Consider the following 19,968-nt stretch of genomic DNA (forward strand, 5'->3'; position numbering starts at 1 on the left):
AGCAGGCTCCTATAATAATAAACAATATGCCAGCCAATAACCTATGTCACAACCCCTCGATTTAGCCCAAACTCCAACACAGACTGAAGATTTCTTGCTTTCTGTGCGTAATTTACAGGTTAGCTTTAGGGGCGATGAAGGCATCGTCCATGCTGTCAAAAATATTTCCTTTGACCTTGCCCAAGCACAAACCCTTGGCATAGTCGGCGAATCTGGCTCTGGCAAATCGGCAACAGCTTTAGCAATCATGGGCTTATTGGGAGAATCTGGCAAAATTACCAATGGGGAAGTTATATTTCGCCCCAGTGGAGAATCTCCGATTGATCTAGTGCGCGTGTCACAACAGAAAATGCTCAAATACCGAGGCGATCGCATATCGATGGTATTTCAGGAGCCGATGACATCGCTCAATCCCTTGTTTACTTGCGGCTATCAGGTGATCGAAGCAATTCGGTTGCATCAAAAGGTATCGGAGCAGGAGGCAGAAGCACGCACGATTCAGCTATTTCAGGAAGTGCAATTACCCAATCCTGAGCAACTAATTGAACGCTATCCCCACGAACTTTCGGGTGGTCAATTACAACGGGTGATGATTGCGATGGCGATTTCCTGCAATCCGCAGTTGATTATTGCTGATGAGCCGACAACGGCGCTAGATGTCACCGTACAAGCGACAATTCTGAAATTGCTCAAAGAAATTCAGCGATCGCGTCAGATGTCGATGATTTTTATTACCCATGATTTAGGGATCTTGGCAGAGATTGCGGATAAGGCGATCGTCATGAATCAAGGGGAAGTTGTCGAAACTGGTGATACTCAAGATATCTTCCAAACACCAAAACATCCCTATACCAAGGGATTAATTGCCTGCCGACCTCAGCCCGATCGCCAGTTGCGCCTATTGCCAACGGTAAGTGACTTTATGGAAATTCAAAATGGGCAAATGGTTGAGAAAGAACCAAGTGATCCTCGTTATTTAGAAGTTGTTCCACCTGAAGAAATTAGTACACGTTTACTAGAATTACAGAAACAAGAACCAATTCTCTCTGTGCAGAACCTCAGAATTGAGTTCCCAATTCGCAGCATTTTAGGACTTAAAAAACGATATCTCGTTGCTGTCAATAACATTAGCTTTGATGTCTATCGTGGTGAAACCCTTGGACTAGTTGGCGAATCTGGCTGTGGCAAAACCACCACAGGTCGAGCAATTCTGGGTTTAACTAATGGCGTGATGGGTTCTGTTAAATTTGAAGGACACGAAATCTCCCGCCTCAAAGGAGAAGCATTACAAAAATTACGCTGTGATCTGCAAGTTGTATTTCAAGATCCTTACGGTTCACTCAATCCGCGCATGAGTGTTGGTGATGCGATCGCTGAGCCATTAATCGTCCATAGCCATCAAGAACGGTTTCACCGCTATCGCAGTGCGACCGCAAGACAAGAAAGAGTAGCCTATTTACTAGAGCGTGTGGGTCTAACTAAAAGCGCAATGCGTCGATATCCTCATGAGTTCTCAGGTGGTCAACGTCAACGTATTTGTATCGCTAGAGCCTTGGCCCTCAATCCTAAATTAATTATTGCAGATGAACCTGTTTCTGCCCTTGATGTATCGGTACAGGCTCAAGTTCTCAATCTCTTAAAGGAACTCCAAGCAGAATTTGGCTTAACCTATATTTTTATTTCCCATGATCTCGGCGTAGTCAAATTTATGAGCGATCGCATCATGGTGATGAACAAGGGCGAAATTGTCGAACTAAACACTGCTGAATCCATCTACACCAATCCTCAAGAACCCTATACTCAAAAACTAATTAGCGCCATTCCCAAAGCTTTAGTTTTATCTCCCTAAAAACCTGATTTCGTGGGGTGCTTCGCTCCCCTACGAAATACTCTCAAATTAAGAAGGTAATTATGCTAACTCTCACCCAAAAATATTCCCTTACCGAGTACTTTGATCGTGAAATTCTTTCAGAGACAAGAAATGAATACATTGATGGAGAAATCAAACCGATGACTGGTGGAACCCCAACCCATAACCGTATTATTGGCAATTTCTTTGCTGCTTTACATCAAGCAATCCAAGACAAACCCTATGGAGTATTTGTCACCGATCAGCGTCTTTGGATTCCTGTTCAAAAAATAGCCACATATCCTGATGTAATGGTTATCGCAGAACCATTTGAATATCAAGAAGGAAGAAAAGATACCTTAGTCAATCCTATTTTGATTGCCGAAATTCTATCGCCATCAACAGCAAGCTATGATCGGATTGGCAAATTTGAATCCTATCGGACTATTTCCTCATTCAAGGAATATTTGCTAATTTCTCAAGATCGCAAGTATGTCGAACATTTCTATAAAGAAGGCGATCGCTGGATATTCACGGTCTATGAAAACGATGCGACTATTTCCCTATCATCCTTTGAAGTAGCGATCACTACTTCAGTTCTATATAATCGTATTAATTTTGAATTAGAACCTTAAGGATTGAGAGCGCTTTGCGCTCTCAATCCTTAAGATAATAACAACGCTTCTGCTAGTTCTTTATCCATTTGTTCAGCAGAGGCGATCGCATCAGTCATGATTTGGCGAGGTGAAATACCATTGTGATAAGCTGCAAGCCAACGTTGGGCTTCATTACCCTGTTCGAGAATTTTTTTCAATGGTGACAAGAAGCACCATACACCGTTATCCTTAGCACGCGATCGCAATTCTTCGTATTGATCTGAAATCCATTCCCTTGCGGTAATTTGTTCGCCTGTTTGCCAATGGGTCAAAACTGCATCAAGACTATTAATAGCAGCAGCAACTTCATTTTGATCGGCGATCGCCGCAAGTTCTTCAGGAGTAAACTTAGTTGCATGGGGCGCAAGGGGATCGAGCGATGAACCGATTCCAGCTTCGAGAAATTGATTGAGGCGCATTTCTAAAAGAGCCGTAATCGCGAGTAATGCGACGGGATCGATAACTAGATCAGAAATTCGCAGTTCTAAACGGTTAAGGTTATAGGGGCGATTATCGCCATTAGGACGCACCGATGACCAGAGATGACGCACATTTTGCATCGTGCCTAACTGCAATTGTTGTTCTGTCCATTCTACGAAATGATGATGACTGCTAAATAAAGGAACTAGCTTTGGAGTTTTTGGAAACATTTGCCAACGGGAAGAATGGAATCCTGTTGCTTTACCATCAAGGAAAGGAGATGCGGCACTTAGGGCAAGATAAAGCGGTGCTTCCAAACGAATTAACCGACAAGCCGCGATTAATAACTCTAGATCGGGGATACCGACATTAATATGAATGCTTGCAGTTACGACATCAGTTCCGTAGGTCTGCTCGATGTAAGTGTGATAAGGATTCTGGGGATCAGAACGATAAAAATGATCGACCCCACCCAAAGCTAGCGTACTTCCTGGCATCAAAGTGTAATCACCAAGCGATCGCAAATAGCTGCGTAGCTTCTGGCGTGGCTCTACCAATGCCATCAGCAACGGCTCATATTTATGAAAAGGCGGCGTGATGTATTCAACATTGCGACTGTCTGGCTCGCGCACAAACCCATTTAGATTAGCTACAATGCGATCGCTAAAGCCCACCACATCCCCCGTCGGTGTAGAGGTGTAGATTTCCACTTCAAAGCCTTTGGATAAAAGCACGGGAGGTTTCCTTTTGCTATAGACACTTTTATTAGCCTACCGTGCAATGCGATCGCTTTAAAGATGCCTTAAGACATACAGCAAGTAAGAATCCCCAATACAACGCTTTGCGCTTAATTAAATCCCAGAGAAATTTTTGGAAGCGGCGCGGAGCGACGCTTCCAAAAATTTCTCTGTACTACTCAAAGCTTCAATAGGCTGTAATGCAAAGAGTTTACTAACTTTTCATTAGTTCTTTCATGTTTTTGGCTGCTAAGGCATAGCCCCCATCAGCTCCATCCACAAAATGTACTTGACGACCATCGCGCTCAAACACTAAGCAAGTCATCAGGGCGCGATCGGACACATGAAAGCCATAAACTAACCGACCTTCCTTAAACTTTTTGTCTAGATACTCAATTAATTGTTGGCGTTGTCTAGCTTTACCAGAAATCACCATTCTTAGGACATCATCAAATTTTTTGAAGTCAGTGGCTTCGGAAACAATTTGCTTATAATCTCCCCAATTAAACCCTCCAATTTGAATATTAAATGTCATAAAGATCAACCCCAGTAAATTAATCAGGCGCAATTTCCACAAATACAACTTCTGTTTTAGCCACCCCTGAGAAGCAGCAACAACCTTTGTCTCTGACGATAGGTTTTTGTTCTTAAAAGCAAGTTGCAAGTTCTCGGATACTACAGGGTTACAGTCTATCCCCGTCCCATAGATGCGCTCAATTTGGGTAATTACTTCGCGATAGAGAAGATCAATTTGGCTTTGACTGGGAGCTGTTACAAAAACGATTAAACTAAGAATCTCCTCATGGCGAGTGGGAATATCTTGCCAACGACATTCTAAGCCAGAGAAATCAGCGATCGGATAGGAGTTTTTGTGTCTAGGACTGTACAAATCCGTTGTTGCTTGATCCTTAACTAAACGTGTCGCATAGCTGATCCCTCCACCTCTGAGGATCGCTTGTACATAATTGTCAGAGATACGGAGTTTCGCAACTTTAATGTCATAGCTTGATGTAATAGTCGCAAGTGGGACAATCCCGATGCGTAATTTAAGATTAAATTCTTCAGCCGCTAATTTCTGTACAGCCAATAATGCTTGTTCTGATTCGGGGATAAACCTTGGGGGAATGAGGATAGATGCGCCATCACCACCGAATACAAAGGGAATCTCTAAGTCTCCAACTATATTTAAAATCACAATAATGGAACAAGCGCCTAAGAGATTGATATCTTTGTATCTGCCATCCTCGATCGCTTTGGTTGAGTCAGCAATATCAGTAATAATCGCAGCCCAGTCATCGGGTATTGTATAAAAATTCTCACTATGAGTAATATCGGCAAAATTTAGAAGAACAGGTAGATCGGCATAAAAGTTTTCAGAACTCGTATTTCGTGGCTGAAAGTTTTGAATACTCATACCTGTAGCTTTGAATGCGCTCGTAAAATCATAATAATGATCCTAACAATAAAAGAGAAGGATGTATAACCGCCAACTGGCGGTTATACATCCTTCTCTTTAGCGACGAAAGAATAATTTTATCCCTTTCGTATTTATTCCCATTCAATCGTGCCAGGGGGCTTGGATGTGATATCTAACACCACTCGATTGACTCCTTCCACTTCATTAACAATCCGATTGGAAATAGTTTCCAATAGATCATAGGGAACTCTTGCCCAATCCGCAGTCATGCCATCCTCACTGGTGACAAGGCGTAAAACTACAGGATGGGAATAGGTACGCTTATCACCCATCACACCGACGCTGCGAACTGTGGGCAATAGCACTGCAAACGCTTGCCAGAGATTATTGTATTGACCTGCGCGATTAATTTCTTGACGCACGATCAAGTCAGCATCACGTAAAGTATTTAAGCGATCGCTCGTAATATCACCGATAATCCGAATCGCTAAACCAGGACCTGGAAAAGGCTGACGCTTGACGATTTCTTCGGGAAGTCCAAGCGCTGTGCCAACCTTACGCACTTCATCCTTAAAGAGTTTGCGAAGTGGCTCTACGAGAGTAAATCGCAGATTATCAGGTAAGCCGCCCACATTATGATGGCTCTTAATTTTGACAGCGACACGTTTACCAGTGACTGGATCAGCGTTGGTATCAGCAGATTCAATTACATCTGGATAGAGAGTGCCTTGAGCAAGGAAGTCAAAAGGACCTAATCTCTGTGATTCTTCCTCAAAAACATTGATAAATTCGCCGCCAATAATCTTCCGTTTTTGCTCAGGATCAGTAACTCCTTTGACTTTCTCAAGGAATCTTTCGCGGGCATTGACATACTCGACATGAATATGGAACTGTTCTTCAAAGAGTTTGACAAGGCGTTCTGGTTCGAGCTTTCGCATGAAGCCTTGATCAATAAACATACAGGTGAGTTTATCGCCGATTGCCTTATGTAATAAAAAGGCAAGTGTGGAAGAATCTACACCACCTGAAAGGGCTAGTAATACTCGCTTGTCACCAACTTGAGCGCGAATCTCACGGATTGAATTTTCGATAAAAGCATCAGTCGTCCAGCTTGGCTCACATCCACAAATGTGATACACAAAGTTACGAATCATCGCCATCCCACCTGCGGAATGGACGACCTCAGGATGAAACTGTACTCCATATAGCTTTTTGTCATGATCAGCGATCGCCGCGCAGGGAGTGTTAGCGGTATGTGCTAATACCTCGAATCCTCTAGGTAAATCAATCACGGAGTCACCATGACTCATCCACATAGTGATGCCCGTATCTACGTTAGTTAATAGATCAGTGGGATCATCAATTTGTAACTCTGCTTTACCATATTCCCCGCGATCAGCTTGCTCGACCTTACCTCCGAGTTGCTTCGCCATCAATTGCATTCCATAGCAAACACCTAAAATAGGAATGCCCAAATTAAAAATTTCAGGATCACATTGAGGAGCGCCTGCATCATAAACAGAGTTAGGACCACCTGATAGGATGATCCCCTGAGGATTAAACTTCAGTAAATCTTCGGCTGATATGTGATAGGTTAAAACTTCTGAATAAACCTGTGTCTCACGGATACGTCGAGCAATTAGCTCAGAGTACTGAGATCCAAAATCGAGAATAGCGATCATTGAACGACTAGTTATATTGTCTGTGGTACGATCAGAGTCTGGGATAGGGGAATCAGTACTAGAAGAAAGAGAACCTTCAAGATTTAGTACTGCATTCGACGATGTTGGAGGGGAAGAAACCACAGTGGATACCTCTATCTTAATGAGATAGCATTTTAATGAGATAGTCAGGCTTTCTGTAAGCCTATCGCTGCGAAAAAGTAGCTATTCCTACAATGCTAGCAAAACGGTACGTCTTTATGGTGAAAAAAATGCGTAAAAAAGTTATGACTGCGATCGCATTGTTACCTATTTCTACACTGTCAATTTTAGCGATACCAGTTTTTGTAGGTAACAATCAAAATCTCCCCTCCAGCAGTTTTTTAAATTCCTCAGCAGGAGCCGTACAGTTACGTGATGGCAAAACCCATTTTGTACAACTGCCATTTCTTTTAGGTGCGGAAACTACCGTTAATCGGATTTACTCTCGGAGTGCGATCTATTACTTTGCGATCGCCTTACCTGAAAATATGGGAGAGCCTTTACAAAAGCTAGAAGTTTCTCAGACAGAAGGTTTTGATGCGGTCGATTTTCTGAGCAATGAAACGATCTCCTATGTGCAGTTGTCTTCGGGAGAGCGTATCGCCATTTCTAGCAAAACTGAGATTTTGCCAAGTCAAGATCGCGATAAAGTGACGATTACTTTTGACCCGCCAATTCCTGCTATTAATCAGCTTAACAGTAAGCTAATTGTAGGACTGCGACCTGTCCGCAATCCTCGTTATGATGGCGTTTACCTGTTTGGAGTGACTGCATTTCCTCAAGGCGATCGCCCCAATTCGCAATTTCTTGGTTATGGCAGGCTCAGTTTCTACGATTCACGTTATTAGTTATTTAGTTAAGTAGGGTGGGCATTGCCCACCCTACTTAACTAACAGGGTGTTTTATGAAAAACATTGACGTTTGCTATACACTATTGGCAGATAGTAACTAGATAAATAACTATGACCTTCACAACAGAATCGCCCATAACTCCTGTAGAAGCAGAATCTAGTTTTGCACCACCGTCTAATCACATAGTGCAAACGATCCAAACTGTCATCGCCAGTATGGATGCTGAAAATTCGGCTCTTGAAAACCAGACCGAGGATACGTGGAAATTTCAATATGGCACTGTAGAGGTAGTTGTCAACATTACTGGAACCGAGCCTAATGATACCTTTACTGTTTTCTCGACAGTACTGGCTGCACCATTTAAAGATGAAGCAAAAATGACGCGCTGGCTTTTAGAAAAAAATGCTGCTGATACCTTTGAAGCTCGTTATGCGCTCCAGAACGATCAAGTACTGGTATTATGTTCGCGCTCTGTCGAGGATCTTTCACCTGCGGAAATTTCTCGGATCATCACGATAGTGGCAGCGATCGCTGATGAAAATGACGAAGTATTAAAAGAAAATTTTGGCGCTTAGAACTGTGTTTTATAAGAAAGTATCCCTTGGGTACTTTCTTGTCATTTTTAAAAATTCATGAACAAACAATGGCAGCTTGTTCCTTATTCCGAGATATCGGGAAAGTTGCAAATGGCTCTTGATAATTCTTTGCTCGATCTGCATAGCCAAGATCCGCAATCACCATCAATCTTAAGATTTTATCGCTGGACTCCACCTGCAATCTCTTTAGGGCTTCACCAAAAGCAATATCCCATTCGCTGGAATGCGATCGCTCAAAAACATAATCTCGATATCGTTCGTCGTCCGAGTGGGGGGCGTGCTGTGCTGCATCAAGGGGAGCTGACTTATGCAGTAATTACCAGCGCTGATATTTGTGGGGACAAAGTTGGTGAGTTTGATGACAATACCTTTGGCAGAAAGCGATCGCATCGAGAGATCTATGAATATATCAGCGAATTTCTCATTCAAGGTTTTGCCAAGTTGGGGATTAATCTAAGCTATGGAAAAGCAGGACGGGGCTATATTCACAATCCCAGTTGCTTCTCTACAGCAACCAATGCGGATTTAGTAATTGCGGATGGACGCAAACTGATCGGTAGCGCTCAAGTTTATCGTCATAATTCAGTTTTGCAGCACGGATCAATCTCGATCAATCCCAATTACCAGTTACTGAGAGAGCTATTTCAAGCAGAAGTTCCAATTGTTGGCTACCAAGAATTGGCATGGAATACCCACAAAGACTTAGCTGTAGAAATTATCGATGTTCTATCTCAATCGGCGCGGGATTACTTTCAGACGGAGTTCTTGTAGTTCTGCTGGAGTCAAATTTCGCCATTGTCCCACAGCTAGATCTCCTAAACTTAAATGGGCGATCGCTACACGGACTAACCGCAAAGTTGGAAAACCTACTGCTGCCGTCATTCTCCTGACTTGTCGATTTTTTCCTTCAGTTAAGGTTAGCTCTAGCCAAGTTGTGGGGATATTTGCCCGAAAGCGAATAGGCGGATTCCGCTCTGGTAAATTTGGGTCACTATCTAATAATTTAGCGATCGCTGTTTTAGTCCGATATCCTTGGATGGTCACCCCATTACGCAATTTCTGTAAAGCCGCTTCAGTGGGAATGTTTTCTACTTGTACCCAATAGGTTCGTGGATGTTCAAACTGGGGATCGATTAAGCGATGCTTTAACTGTCCATCATTGGTGAGGAGTAACAATCCTTCACTGTCAAAATCCAATCTTCCTACTGAATACACTTCAGGGATATCAATATATTCCTTTAAAGTAGGACGGGGAGATCCACTATCGTCAGTAAATTGACAGAGAACGCCATAGGGTTTATAGAAAACAATATATTTGGGAACGTATTTGGGAATATCGAGGCGATCGCTCATAAATTTTTTAGAGAATAAAAAAGCTCGCATTGCGAGCTTTTTTTATTCTAATCTAGCGCTGTGGCTTACCAAATACTTGTACCCAGTAATGCCGATAGGGGGAATTTGGTGCATTTGCATATCCAAATCCAATCTCTGTAAACTTAGCATTGAGAATATTGGCGCGATGTCCAGAGCTATTCATCCATTGTCGAATTGTCCCTTCAGGTGTAGCTTTACCTGCGGCAATATTTTCGCCTAACGCCGAATATTTATAGCCAGTCCCCTTAGCTCTATCCACCATACTTGAACCATTTAGCCCTGTATGACTAAAATAACTATTCCTAGCCATATCTGCCGCGTGCGCCTGAGCTGCGCTTGTCAATTGTGAAGATAGTTTTAACGGAGGCAAACCGACTTTTTTCCGTTCTAAGTTCGTCAACTTCAATAACTCAGATTCAAAGCTGACTCGGCTAGTACTTTGGCTGATGTTACGAATAGATTGGATTGGGGAAACTTGGTTTTGTTGTTTGAGTGAAGATGTTGCACTTAACTCAGGTGCGATCGCTATTGTCCCCCCAAATACCAAAAGGCTACAGCAGACTAAAGTTGATTTCATAAAATTAGTTGCACAACTTGTGAATAAATACACATGGTTATTGACTTTGCTATCACTTAAGGGTTCCCATATTAAAGAACGTAAGTTACAGGCTCTAAAGAATTTAAGCTTTAAAACTATGCAACGAAATATTTAGGTAACACAAATGACACCTTACCAAGACCACAAAACAATTGGTTGCGCTGAATGTACAAAGGGAGCGGGATTAGGATTTGACTTTACGATGGCATTTCAACCAATTGTTAACACTACTACCAAGGAAGTTTTTGCTCAAGAGGCTTTAGTGAGGGGAATTAATCAGGAGCCTGCGGGTGAAATTTTGGCGCGAATCAATGATGACAATCGCTATCGCTTTGATCAAGCTTGCCGAGTCAAGGCAGTGCAACTGGGGGCGAAGCTAAATATTAAATCTTTTGTCAGTATTAATTTTTTGCCAAATGCAGTTTATCGTCCTGAATTATGTATTCGCACAACGCTTGAGGCTGCTGAGACCTTTGGGTTTCCTGTTGACCGTATTATCTTTGAGATTACTGAAGGAGAGAAAATTGAGGATCATGGACATCTTCGAGAAATTGTTCAATACTATCGACAACAGGGTTTTTTAACAGCGATCGATGACTTTGGGGCGGGCTACTCAGGGCTTAACTTATTAGCTGAGTTTCAAACTGATTTAGTCAAGTTAGATATGGGTTTAATCCATCACATCAATCAAAATAAGGGTCGCCAAGCGATCGTTAAAGGAATTATTCAAGTATGTAAAGAGTTAGATATTAAGGTAATTGCTGAAGGCGTTGAAACCTATGAAGAGTTAAGTATTCTCCAATCTTTTGGAGTTGAGCTATTCCAAGGATATTATTTTGCCAAGCCGAAATTTCAAGGTTTAGCGTCTCTAAATAATCTATAGCAATGCCCTTCGCACCCAAGGATTAGCGGTGCGGAGGGAGTATCTATAGTTCTCATGGAAACTTAAAAGAGATTTGCGGCGCTTCGCGCCGCAAATCTCTTTTAGGTCTATACCTTCACAGAAATTGACATTTATTGATATTTATATAAAGTTTCAACCTCGACATATCAACCTATTTATAGATGACGATCCCCATCAGTCAACCTAGTGTGAGATGTTGACTGATCAAAAAATGTAGAATTCAAGTAATAACCATGATTCATCAATTAGCAGTTCGCTTAGGTGTGTCGTGTGTGCTACTCGCAACCTTGCCTTTGGCTACAGACGAAATAGTTAAATATGTTCAAGCTCCTCATATTTTTTCAGGAATTGGAGCGATCGCCTCATGTGTTGGAGCCTGCGTACCAGTTTTAACTCTATTTCGCAATTCCGATTAAGCCCAGCGACCAATCACAATCCGCACTGTTCCATCTTCTAGTACTTCCTGCTGCTCGATCGCAAAGCCCTGTTTGGTAGCACTCTCTAAGACTATTTGAGCAGCATATTGCTGATTCAGCTCCCCTAAAAATTCTTCGACATTCATTGCTATGCCCCACATATCAGCAATGAGTTCATAGCGATCGCCTATTTTCCGAAAGCCAATGTCATAGGCATTAGGCATCGGGATCACATAGTCGGCTGAAGTAGCATCGCCAAGATATCCGCGCACTAAAGTATTTTGCTTGACAGGATAGCCTAGCGATTGCAACGCTTGCTCTAGCAAGTCACCATTTTTGATTTCGATGGCGATCGTAGTAAAGTGGGACATAAAATTTAGAATAAAGGGTGTGCTTTGCACTTCATTTATTCTAAGTTAATTGCGAATTTTCGTAATTCTTGAAGTAATTGTTCATCATTTGAAGCAGTCCTTGCACCAGACTCAGCAGCCCATTGTTTGAGGGATTCGATTTGCTGGGAGGCGATCGCGGCTAATGGGACAGTCTCCTCGATCGCACTAATGATATCTTCAGTGGTGAAGTCTTCGCGGTTGCCACTGCTACCACGTCCAAAAGCGCGATGAATACCATCAATAATTACTTGTTCAATTTCTGCCCCACTAAAGTTTTTGGTGTGTCGGGATAAAAGCATCAGATCAAATTCGCGCAAACGACTGGGGCGTAATTTTTGTAGATGCACTTTAAAAATTTCTTGACGTTCCGATTCGGTGGGTAAATTTAAAAAGAAGATTTCATCAAATCTACCTTTTCGCAAAAGTTCGGCTGGCAAAATTCGGACATTGTTGGCTGTGGCGACAATAAAAACTGGGGCAGTTTTTTCTTGCATCCAAGTGATCAATGTTCCAAATACACGCCGACTTGCGCCCGAATCTCCATCAGTAGATATATTGGCATTACCAAAGGCTTTATCGATCTCATCAATCCACAATACACAGGGCGCAGTTGCCTCAGCAAGTTGGATCATCTGCCGCATCCGACTCTCACTCTCGCCCACAAAACTTCCAAATAGCCTTCCAATATCCAGACGTAATAGTGGTAATCGCCATTCATTAGCGATCGTTTTTGCAGATAAAGACTTGCCAGTGCCTTGAATGCCGACTAATAAAACACCCTTGGGCGTAGGAATGCCGTAGCGCTTTGCCTCTTCCGTAAAGGCATCACGACGAATCCTTACCCATTGTTTGAGATTATCCAATCCTCCTACATTTTTCAGAGATTCGTTAACGGTAAAAAATTCTAAAATTCCTGTTTGTCTGATCGCTTGTTGCTTTTCGGCGAGTACAGCATCAATGTCAGCATCGTTAACTTGCTCTTTTTCGGCGATTGCCTTAGCTAAAACTCTCTGTATCCTTGTACGACTTAAACCTTGACAAGCCTTGACTAGTTGCTCAAAAGCTAATTTAGACAAATTCAGTTTATTTGGTGAAATTTTTTGCTTAATTAAATATTCGATTTCGGCGATCGCTGGCAAGGGAAAATCGATCGCTGTAATTTCTTCGTTCAATTCAGGCGGTATTTCTAAGACATGACTAGTTAGAGCGATAGTGCGGCGATCAAGTTTCAGATCCCGGGCAAGATTTTTTAACTCGCGAATAATCGGAATGTGGCGATCGTGATGGGGATATTTAAGAATAGGATGCAAATCCCGCAATACATATAAGACGTTATCGCCATCCTTAGTTGCCTTATCTCGTTGAGCAATCCGTGACAAAGCCGCCATCACCGATCCTTTATCCGCATTATTGTCGCTCCAGCCTCTGGCAATGTCCCAAAACAAGATTCTGCGGCTAGGACTAGATTGCAAAGCTACTTCTGTCAAAATATCTTCGACAGGCTCTTCTTCGGCTGTAACTATATATATCAGTGGATATTTGGCACGGAGCAATAAATCAAACTGCTCTATCAGAGCTTGATAGACTCTGCTTTTGAGGGGAGATACTGGAATTATTGGCGATTGTGGCGACATATTGGCAAGTATAGCAATAAGCAAAGTAGGGTGGGCAATGCCCACCCTACTTCTGGAATTTTTATTATAAAAATCAATGTTTCCAGCGCCGAAGGCGCTGGAAACGTAATTAGGCTGCTGCGAGTACTTGCTCTTCGAGTTTGGCTAGTCTGTCAGTGAGTAGCTCCTCTAAGGTAACTAGTGCTTTAGAAAAACCCTTGATTCCTTCATCAAGCTTTTCGGCTGCCATGCGATCGCTAGCGTGCATGGCTTCAAAAGTCGCTTTATCCATTGGGATTTGGGCAATATCGGCATGAGAAGCAATTTCAGGATCGAGTTTGCGTACCAGTTCACCTTGGGTATGGTGTAACTCATCCAGTAAAGCAGGGGAAATTGTTAACAAATCACAGCCCGCCAGTTCAACGATCTCGCCCATATTGCGGAAACTTGCGCCCATGATCTCTGTTTTATAACCAAACTTTTTGTAGTAGTTATAAATTCTTGCCACTGATAATACCCCTGGGTCTTCGGCAGCAGGATAGCTATCTTTACCCGTATCTTTCTTGTACCAATCGAGAATCCGTCCCACAAAAGGTGAAATTAATTTCACACCTGCCTCAGCACAGGCGATCGCTTGGTGTAACCCAAATAGCAAAGTCAAATTGCAGTGAATACCTTCTTTTTCAAGTGATTCGGCAGCCTTGATCCCTTCCCAAGTTGAGGCAATTTTAATCAAGATGCGATCGCGGGAAATCCCATGAGCCTCATACTGTGAAATTAAATAATGCGCCTTAGCGATCGTGGCTTCAGTGTTATAAGACAAACGCGCATCTACTTCAGTGGAAACACGACCAGGAATAATTTGCAAAATCCTCATCCCAAAGGCGATCGCTAAGCGATCAAACGCTAAAGAAACCACTTGAGTTGGTGGAGCCTCTTTACCTAGATCTTTTCTAGCTTCTAGTAAGGTCTCGTCAACAATCTCTTGATATTGGGGCATCTGAGCCGCCGCCGTAATCAATGATGGGTTTGTGGTTGCATCTTGAGGTTTCACCATCTCAATCGCATGGATATCCCCTGTATCGGCAACCACTACAGTCATTTCACGCAACTGATCAAGAAAACTTTTGGGCAAATCATTAGGCATAATATCCTCCATAGCACCAGTTATAACTGGCTACCTTTGCACGCCTATCTTAGCCTTAACAATTTTGAGGGTTAGGCAACCTTTAGGGAAATTACAAGATCACTGCCTTAATAGGGGAGAAAACATGACGTTTGCGAATTTAATAAAGTTTTATTAAGAAAAATGTAGATCTCATTGACTTAATAAACTGAGTTCATTTGTCTAAATTTATTGCATAGTCAAGGATTGAGCTGATTTGAGACATTCTAAACAATTGTTACAAAGACTCTAGAGCGACACAAACGTAAATCTATAATTACGACATCGTGGCTTAGGTTCTCTTATTAAAGCAGTACTTATCTCATTCATAGATTCAGCACTATGAGAGAACTAGCCTAATCGTTTAATCTACTTTGTCTTAACAGTCTGAGAGAGGAAAATTTACATGACAATGACTCCTCAAAAGCCAGACACAGAGGTAAAGGTATCGGTTGATCGTGACGTAGTACCTACTTCCTTTGAGAAGTGGGGACAACCTGGTCACTTTGATCGCACCTTAAAGAAGGGACCAAAGACAACCACATGGATTTGGGATCTTCATGCCAATGTGCATGACTTTGACAGTTTCACAACCGAAGAAGATACTGCCCGTAAGATCTTCTCCGCTCACTTTGGGCACCTAGGTATTATCTTTATCTGGCTCAGTGGTATGTATTACCACGGAGCAAAATTCTCTAACTACACTGGTTGGCTTGCCGATCCAGTCAACATCAAACCCAGCGCCCAAGTGGTCTGGAATGTTGTCGGTCAAGATATCTTGAATGGCGATGTTGGTGGCGGTTTCCAAGGTATTCAAATCACTTCTGGTTTGTTCCACCTTTGGAGAGCATCTGGTATCACTACCGAGTATCAACTCCTCTGCACCGCAATTGGCGGTTTGGTGATGGCAGGTTTGATGTTCTTCGCTGGTTGGTTTCACTACCACAAGGCTGCTCCTAAACTTGAGTGGTTTAAGAATGCTGAATCGATGATGAACCACCACTTGGCAGGTTTACTCGGTTTGGGTTCACTCTCTTGGGCTGGACATCAGATCCACGTTTCGATTCCTATCAACTACTACCTTGATAAGGGCGTACCTGCTGATCAGATCCCTCTACCCCATGAGTTCATCCTAAATCCTTCCTTGATGTCGGATATTTTCCCTAGTTTTGCTCAAGGTGTAACACCTTTCTTTACCTTGAACTGGGGCGCTTATGCTGACTTCTTGACCTTTAAGGGTGGTTTGAATCCTCAAACTGGATCTCTTTGGCTAACTGACCAAGCTCACCATCACCTTGCGATCGCTACACTTTTCATCATCGCTGGACATATGTACCGCACCAACTTTGGTATCGGTCACAGCATGAAGGAAATCCTTGAAGCTCACAAGGGACCTCTAACTGGTGAAGGTCACAAGGGTCTATACGAAATCTTGACATCTTCTTGGCATGCTCAGCTAGCTGTTAACCTAGCTTTGATGGGTTCTTTGAGCATCATCGTCGCTCAGCACATGTACGCGATGCCTGCTTACCCCTACATTGCTACTGACTACGCAACTCAAGTTTCTCTGTTCACACATCACATGTGGATTGGTGGCTTCTTGATCTGTGGTGCGGCTGCTCACGCTGGTATTTTCATGGTTCGCGATTACGATCCTGCTAAGAATGTAAATAACTTGCTTGATCGCATGTTGCGCCACCGCGATGCAATCATTTCTCACCTTAACTGGGTATGTATTTTCCTTGGCTTCCACAGCTTTGGACTTTACATCCACAACGACACCATGCGTGCATTGGGTCGTCCTCAAGATATGTTCTCCGACACCGCAATTCAGTTGAAGCCTGTCTTCGCTAACTGGATTCAAGGTATCCACGCTGCTGCTGCTGGTACAACCGCTCCTTACGCAACCTCTAGCGTTAGCCCCATCTTTGGTGGCGATACTATTGTTGTTGGTGGCAAGGTTGCTGTTGCTCACATGGCTCTTGGTACTGCTGACTTCTTGGTACACCACATCCATGCGTTTACCATTCACGTTACTGTCTTGATCTTGCTGAAAGGCGTGCTTTATGCTCGTAGCTCTCGCTTGATTCCAGACAAGGCTGAACTAGGTTTCCGCTTCCCTTGCGACGGTCCTGGTCGTGGCGGCACATGTCAAGTTTCGGCATGGGATCACGTATTCCTAGGTCTTTTCTGGATGTACAACTGTATTTCCGTTGTTATCTTCCACTTCTCTTGGAAAATGCAGTCCGATATCTTCGGTACTGTCGATGCAAGCGGCACAATCACCAATATGGCTGGCGGTAACTTTGCACAGAGTGCATTGACTATCAATGGCTGGTTGCGTGACTTCTTGTGGGCACAAGCTTCCAATGTAATTCAATCTTACGGTTCGGCTTTGTCGGCTTACGGTTTGATCTTCTTGGGCGCTCACTTCATCTGGGCATTTAGCCTCATGTTCCTGTTCAGTGGTCGTGGCTACTGGCAAGAACTCATCGAGTCAATCGTTTGGGCTCACAACAAGCTCAACGTTGCTCCTGCTATTTCTCCTCGCGCTTTGAGCATTACTCAAGGTCGTGCAGTGGGTCTAGCTCACTACCTATTAGGTGGAATTGCCACAACTTGGGCATTCTTCCTAGCCCGTTACGGTGCACTTGGCTAATATTAACGGAGAAATTGAAGTAATTATGGCAACGAAATTTCCTAAGTTTAGCCAGGCTCTCGCACAGGATCCAACAACCCGTCGGATCTGGTATGCGATCGCCACAGCGAACGATTTTGAAAGTCACGATGGTGTTACTGAAGAAAGTCTTTACCAAAAGATTTTTGCTTCACACTTCGGACATTTGGCAATCATCTTCCTGTGGACATCTGGCAACCTGTTTCACGTAGCGTGGCAGGGTAACTTCGAGCAATGGATCAAAAATCCTCTCACCACACGTCCAATCGCCCATGCGATTTGGGACCCTCACTTCGGTAAAGCCGCAGTTGAAGCGTTTACTCAAACCGACGCTGCTGGCCCTGTAAACATCGCTCTTTCAGGTGTTTACCACTGGTGGTACACCATCGGTATGCGTACCAATGCAGAGCTATTTGCTGGCGCAATCTGGATGCTAGTATTCGCTGCTGTCCTGCTATTTGCAGGTTGGTTGCACCTACAGCCCAGCTTCCGTCCTAGCCTCTCTTGGTTCAAGAATGCTGAGTCTCGCCTCAATCACCACTTGGCTGGTTTGTTTGGCGCAAGTTCCTTGGCTTGGACTGGTCACATGGTTCACGTTGCGATTCCTGAATCCCGTGGTATCCATGTAGGTTGGGACAACTTCTTGAGCGTTCCTCCTCATCCAGCTGGTCTTGCACCTTTCTTCACTGGCAACTGGGGCGTATATGCTCAGAATCCTGATACCGCAGGACATGTATTTGGTACATCTCAAGGCGCTGGTACTGCAATCCTGACCTTCCTTGGTGGTTTCCATCCTCAAACCGAATCTCTTTGGATGACTGATATCGCGCATCACCACTTGGCGATCGCTGTACTATTCATCATTGCTGGTCACATGTACCGCACCAACTTTGGTATCGGTCACAGCATCAAGGACATTTTGAATGCACACAATCCTCCTAAAGGTACTCCCTTCGGTGGTTTGCTAGGCGATGGTCACAAGGGTTTGTATGACACAGTTAACAACTCCTTGCACTTCCAACTCGGTTTGGCTCTTGCTTCTTTGGGTGTAATCACCTCCTTAGTTGCTCAGCACATGTACTCGATGCCTTCCTATGCGTTCATTGCTAAGGACTTCACCACTCAAGCTGCTCTATATACTCACCACCAATATATTGCTGGTTTCTTGATGGTCGGTGCATTTGCTCACGGTGCGATCTTCTTCGTTCGTGACTATGATCCTGAAGCAAACAAGAACAACGTGCTTGCACGTATGCTTGAGCATAAAGAAGCAATCATCTCTCACCTAAGCTGGGTATCTCTCTTCTTGGGCTTCCACACTCTTGGCATTTATGTTCATAACGACGTAATGCAAGCTTTTGGAACTCCTGAAAAGCAAATCTTGATCGAGCCTGTTTTTGCACAATGGATTCAAGCTGCTCACGGTAAAGCATTGTATGGATTTGATGTCCTACTTTCTAATCCTGATAGCATCGCTGCAACAGCTTGGCCAAATAGCGGTAACGTTTGGTTGTCTGGTTGGTTGGCTGGTATCAACTCTGGTGATAACTCTTTGTTCCTCACCGTTGGTCCTGGCGACTTCCTAGTTCACCATGCGATCGCTCTAGGTCTACACACCACCACCTTGATCTTGGTTAAGGGCGCGTTGGATGCTCGTGGATCTAAGCTCATGCCAGACAAAAAAGACTTTGGCTACAGCTTCCCTTGCGACGGTCCTGGTCGTGGCGGTACTTGCGATATCTCAGCATGGGATTCCTTCTACCTCGCGATGTTTTGGATGTTGAACACCATTGGTTGGACAACCTTCTACTGGCACTGGAAACACCTCGGTGTATGGCAAGGTAACGTTGCTCAGTTCAACGAATCCTCTGTCACCATCATGGGCTGGCTCCGTGACTACCTATGGCTCAACTCTGCACAGTTGATCAATGGCTATAACCCCTATGGCATGAACAATATCTCTGTTTGGGCTTGGATGTTCCTCTTTGGACACCTCGTTTGGGCAACTGGATTCATGTTCTTGATCTCTTGGCGTGGTTACTGGCAAGAGTTGATCGAAACCCTTGTATGGGCACACCAACGCACTCCTCTTGCAAGTTTGGTTCAGTGGAAAGACAAGCCTGTGGCTCTCTCCATCGTTCAAGCTCGTTTGGTTGGCTTGGCTCACTTCACGATTGGCTACATCGTCACCTATGCAGCCTTCCTGATCGCCTCAACGACAACGGCTTTCGGTTAATCTAGCTTGCTAGTTAATTAAAAAAATCCCTCACAGCAATGTGGGGGATTTTTTTGTAAAAGCTGTAATATCTAATATTTATAAGAGTGGCGAATATGACAGCGTTGGAAAGCTAGACTAGCGACTGAGGCATGAAGTTTTTAATTGATTACAATTTTCAGTCTTCCAGTTGTAACTATTAGTAATGTGGATCGTCTTGATGAGAAAGTGTATCAAGAAAAATGTGTGGCTAGTTTGATAGAAATTGGTCTTGATATAGATAATACCAAATCACAAAAGAGAGGCAACAGATAGGGCATCCAGTATGGAATCTCTACCGACAAGAGAAGCAATTACAGATTTAGTCATTTCGGAGAGACGATT

17 protein-coding genes are annotated in these 19,968 nt (G+C 43.5%); 9 read left to right on the forward strand and 8 right to left on the reverse strand.

Translation table 11 applies throughout. The features are described 5' to 3' along the window. Positions 1-43: 43 nt before the first annotated feature. Entirely contained in the window at positions 44-1,849 is a 1,806-nt protein-coding gene (locus H6G05_RS19305) for an ABC transporter ATP-binding protein (protein ID WP_190580518.1), read from the forward strand. Between the two features lie 62 nt (positions 1,850-1,911). Beyond that, entirely contained in the window at positions 1,912-2,484 is a 573-nt protein-coding gene (locus H6G05_RS19310) for a Uma2 family endonuclease (RefSeq protein ID WP_190580520.1), read from the forward strand. A 29-nt stretch (positions 2,485-2,513) separates the two neighbouring features. Here H6G05_RS19310 and gshA read toward each other — a convergent pair whose 3' ends face one another. The 3 genes from gshA to guaA all read right to left on the reverse strand — a co-directional run bounded on the left by gshA (position 2,514) and on the right by guaA (position 6,806). Beyond that, positions 2,514-3,659 (reverse strand): glutamate--cysteine ligase, encoded by a 1,146-nt coding sequence (gene gshA, locus H6G05_RS19315; RefSeq protein WP_190580522.1) that lies wholly within the window; start codon positions 3,657-3,659, stop codon positions 2,514-2,516. A gap of 217 nt (positions 3,660-3,876) precedes the next feature. Further along, positions 3,877-5,076, reverse strand: a complete 1,200-nt coding sequence (locus H6G05_RS19320) for a DUF3095 domain-containing protein (protein ID WP_190580524.1) — start codon at positions 5,074-5,076, stop codon at positions 3,877-3,879. A 134-nt stretch (positions 5,077-5,210) separates the two neighbouring features. After that, positions 5,211-6,806 carry a glutamine-hydrolyzing GMP synthase gene (gene guaA, locus H6G05_RS19325; protein ID WP_322096401.1) on the reverse strand — a complete coding sequence of 532 codons (1,596 nt, stop codon included), beginning with the start codon at positions 6,804-6,806 and terminating at the stop codon, positions 5,211-5,213. A gap of 206 nt (positions 6,807-7,012) precedes the next feature. Between guaA and H6G05_RS19330 the strand changes: the two genes are divergently transcribed. The 3 genes from H6G05_RS19330 (at position 7,013) to H6G05_RS19340 (ending at position 9,001) form a co-directional block, all read left to right on the forward strand. After that, entirely contained in the window at positions 7,013-7,630 is a 618-nt protein-coding gene (locus H6G05_RS19330; RefSeq protein ID WP_242025656.1) for a DUF2808 domain-containing protein, read from the forward strand. Positions 7,631-7,744: 114 nt separating this feature from the next. Continuing rightward, on the forward strand, positions 7,745-8,209 hold the full coding sequence (locus H6G05_RS19335) for a YbjN domain-containing protein (protein ID WP_190580526.1): 465 nt from the start codon (positions 7,745-7,747) through the stop codon (positions 8,207-8,209). Between the two features lie 57 nt (positions 8,210-8,266). Beyond that, entirely contained in the window at positions 8,267-9,001 is a 735-nt protein-coding gene (locus tag H6G05_RS19340; RefSeq protein ID WP_190580528.1) for a lipoate--protein ligase family protein, read from the forward strand. On the opposite strand, the gene H6G05_RS19345 is transcribed toward H6G05_RS19340, so the two are convergent. Beyond that, the gene (locus H6G05_RS19345) at positions 8,957-9,583 is read right to left on the reverse strand and encodes a pseudouridine synthase (protein WP_190580550.1); all 627 of its coding nucleotides are present in this window, start codon (positions 9,581-9,583) and stop codon (positions 8,957-8,959) included. The genes H6G05_RS19340 and H6G05_RS19345 overlap by 45 nt on opposite strands. A 52-nt stretch (positions 9,584-9,635) precedes the next feature. Further along, a complete protein-coding gene (locus H6G05_RS19350; protein WP_190580530.1) occupies positions 9,636-10,181 on the reverse strand; it encodes a CAP domain-containing protein in 546 nt (181 codons plus the stop codon). A gap of 145 nt (positions 10,182-10,326) precedes the next feature. On the opposite strand from H6G05_RS19350, the gene H6G05_RS19355 reads away from it, so the two are divergent. Then, the gene (locus tag H6G05_RS19355; protein WP_190580532.1) at positions 10,327-11,085 is read left to right on the forward strand and encodes an EAL domain-containing protein; all 759 of its coding nucleotides are present in this window, start codon (positions 10,327-10,329) and stop codon (positions 11,083-11,085) included. Positions 11,086-11,339: 254 nt separating this feature from the next. Continuing rightward, positions 11,340-11,522, forward strand: coding sequence for a hypothetical protein (locus H6G05_RS19360; RefSeq protein ID WP_103667401.1), 183 nt, complete (start codon positions 11,340-11,342; stop codon positions 11,520-11,522). Here the strand turns inward: H6G05_RS19360 and H6G05_RS19365 are convergent. The 3 genes from H6G05_RS19365 to H6G05_RS19375 form a co-directional block, all read right to left on the reverse strand. Beyond that, positions 11,519-11,893 carry a DUF1257 domain-containing protein gene (locus H6G05_RS19365; RefSeq protein ID WP_190580534.1) on the reverse strand — a complete coding sequence of 125 codons (375 nt, stop codon included), beginning with the start codon at positions 11,891-11,893 and terminating at the stop codon, positions 11,519-11,521. The genes H6G05_RS19360 and H6G05_RS19365 overlap by 4 nt on opposite strands. Positions 11,894-11,928: 35 nt before the next feature. Further along, positions 11,929-13,548, reverse strand: a complete 1,620-nt coding sequence (locus H6G05_RS19370) for an AAA family ATPase (protein ID WP_190580536.1) — start codon at positions 13,546-13,548, stop codon at positions 11,929-11,931. A 109-nt stretch (positions 13,549-13,657) separates the two neighbouring features. Further along, a complete protein-coding gene (locus H6G05_RS19375) occupies positions 13,658-14,674 on the reverse strand; it encodes a transaldolase (RefSeq protein ID WP_190580538.1) in 1,017 nt (338 codons plus the stop codon). Between the two features lie 424 nt (positions 14,675-15,098). Here H6G05_RS19375 and psaA point away from each other — a divergent pair, with 424 nt between their 5' ends. Together psaA and psaB are read left to right on the forward strand one after the other, a co-directional pair. Further along, complete coding sequence (gene psaA / locus H6G05_RS19380; protein ID WP_190580540.1) at positions 15,099-17,351, forward strand: photosystem I core protein PsaA; 2,253 nt, start codon at positions 15,099-15,101, stop codon at positions 17,349-17,351. A gap of 25 nt (positions 17,352-17,376) precedes the next feature. Continuing rightward, positions 17,377-19,605, forward strand: a complete 2,229-nt coding sequence (psaB, locus tag H6G05_RS19385) for a photosystem I core protein PsaB (protein WP_190580542.1) — start codon at positions 17,377-17,379, stop codon at positions 19,603-19,605. Positions 19,606-19,968: the final 363 nt, after the last annotated feature.

The sequence above is a fragment of the Phormidium tenue FACHB-1050 genome (assembly GCF_014696925.1).
Taxonomy (GTDB): Bacteria; Cyanobacteriota; Cyanobacteriia; order Pseudanabaenales; family Pseudanabaenaceae; genus Pseudanabaena.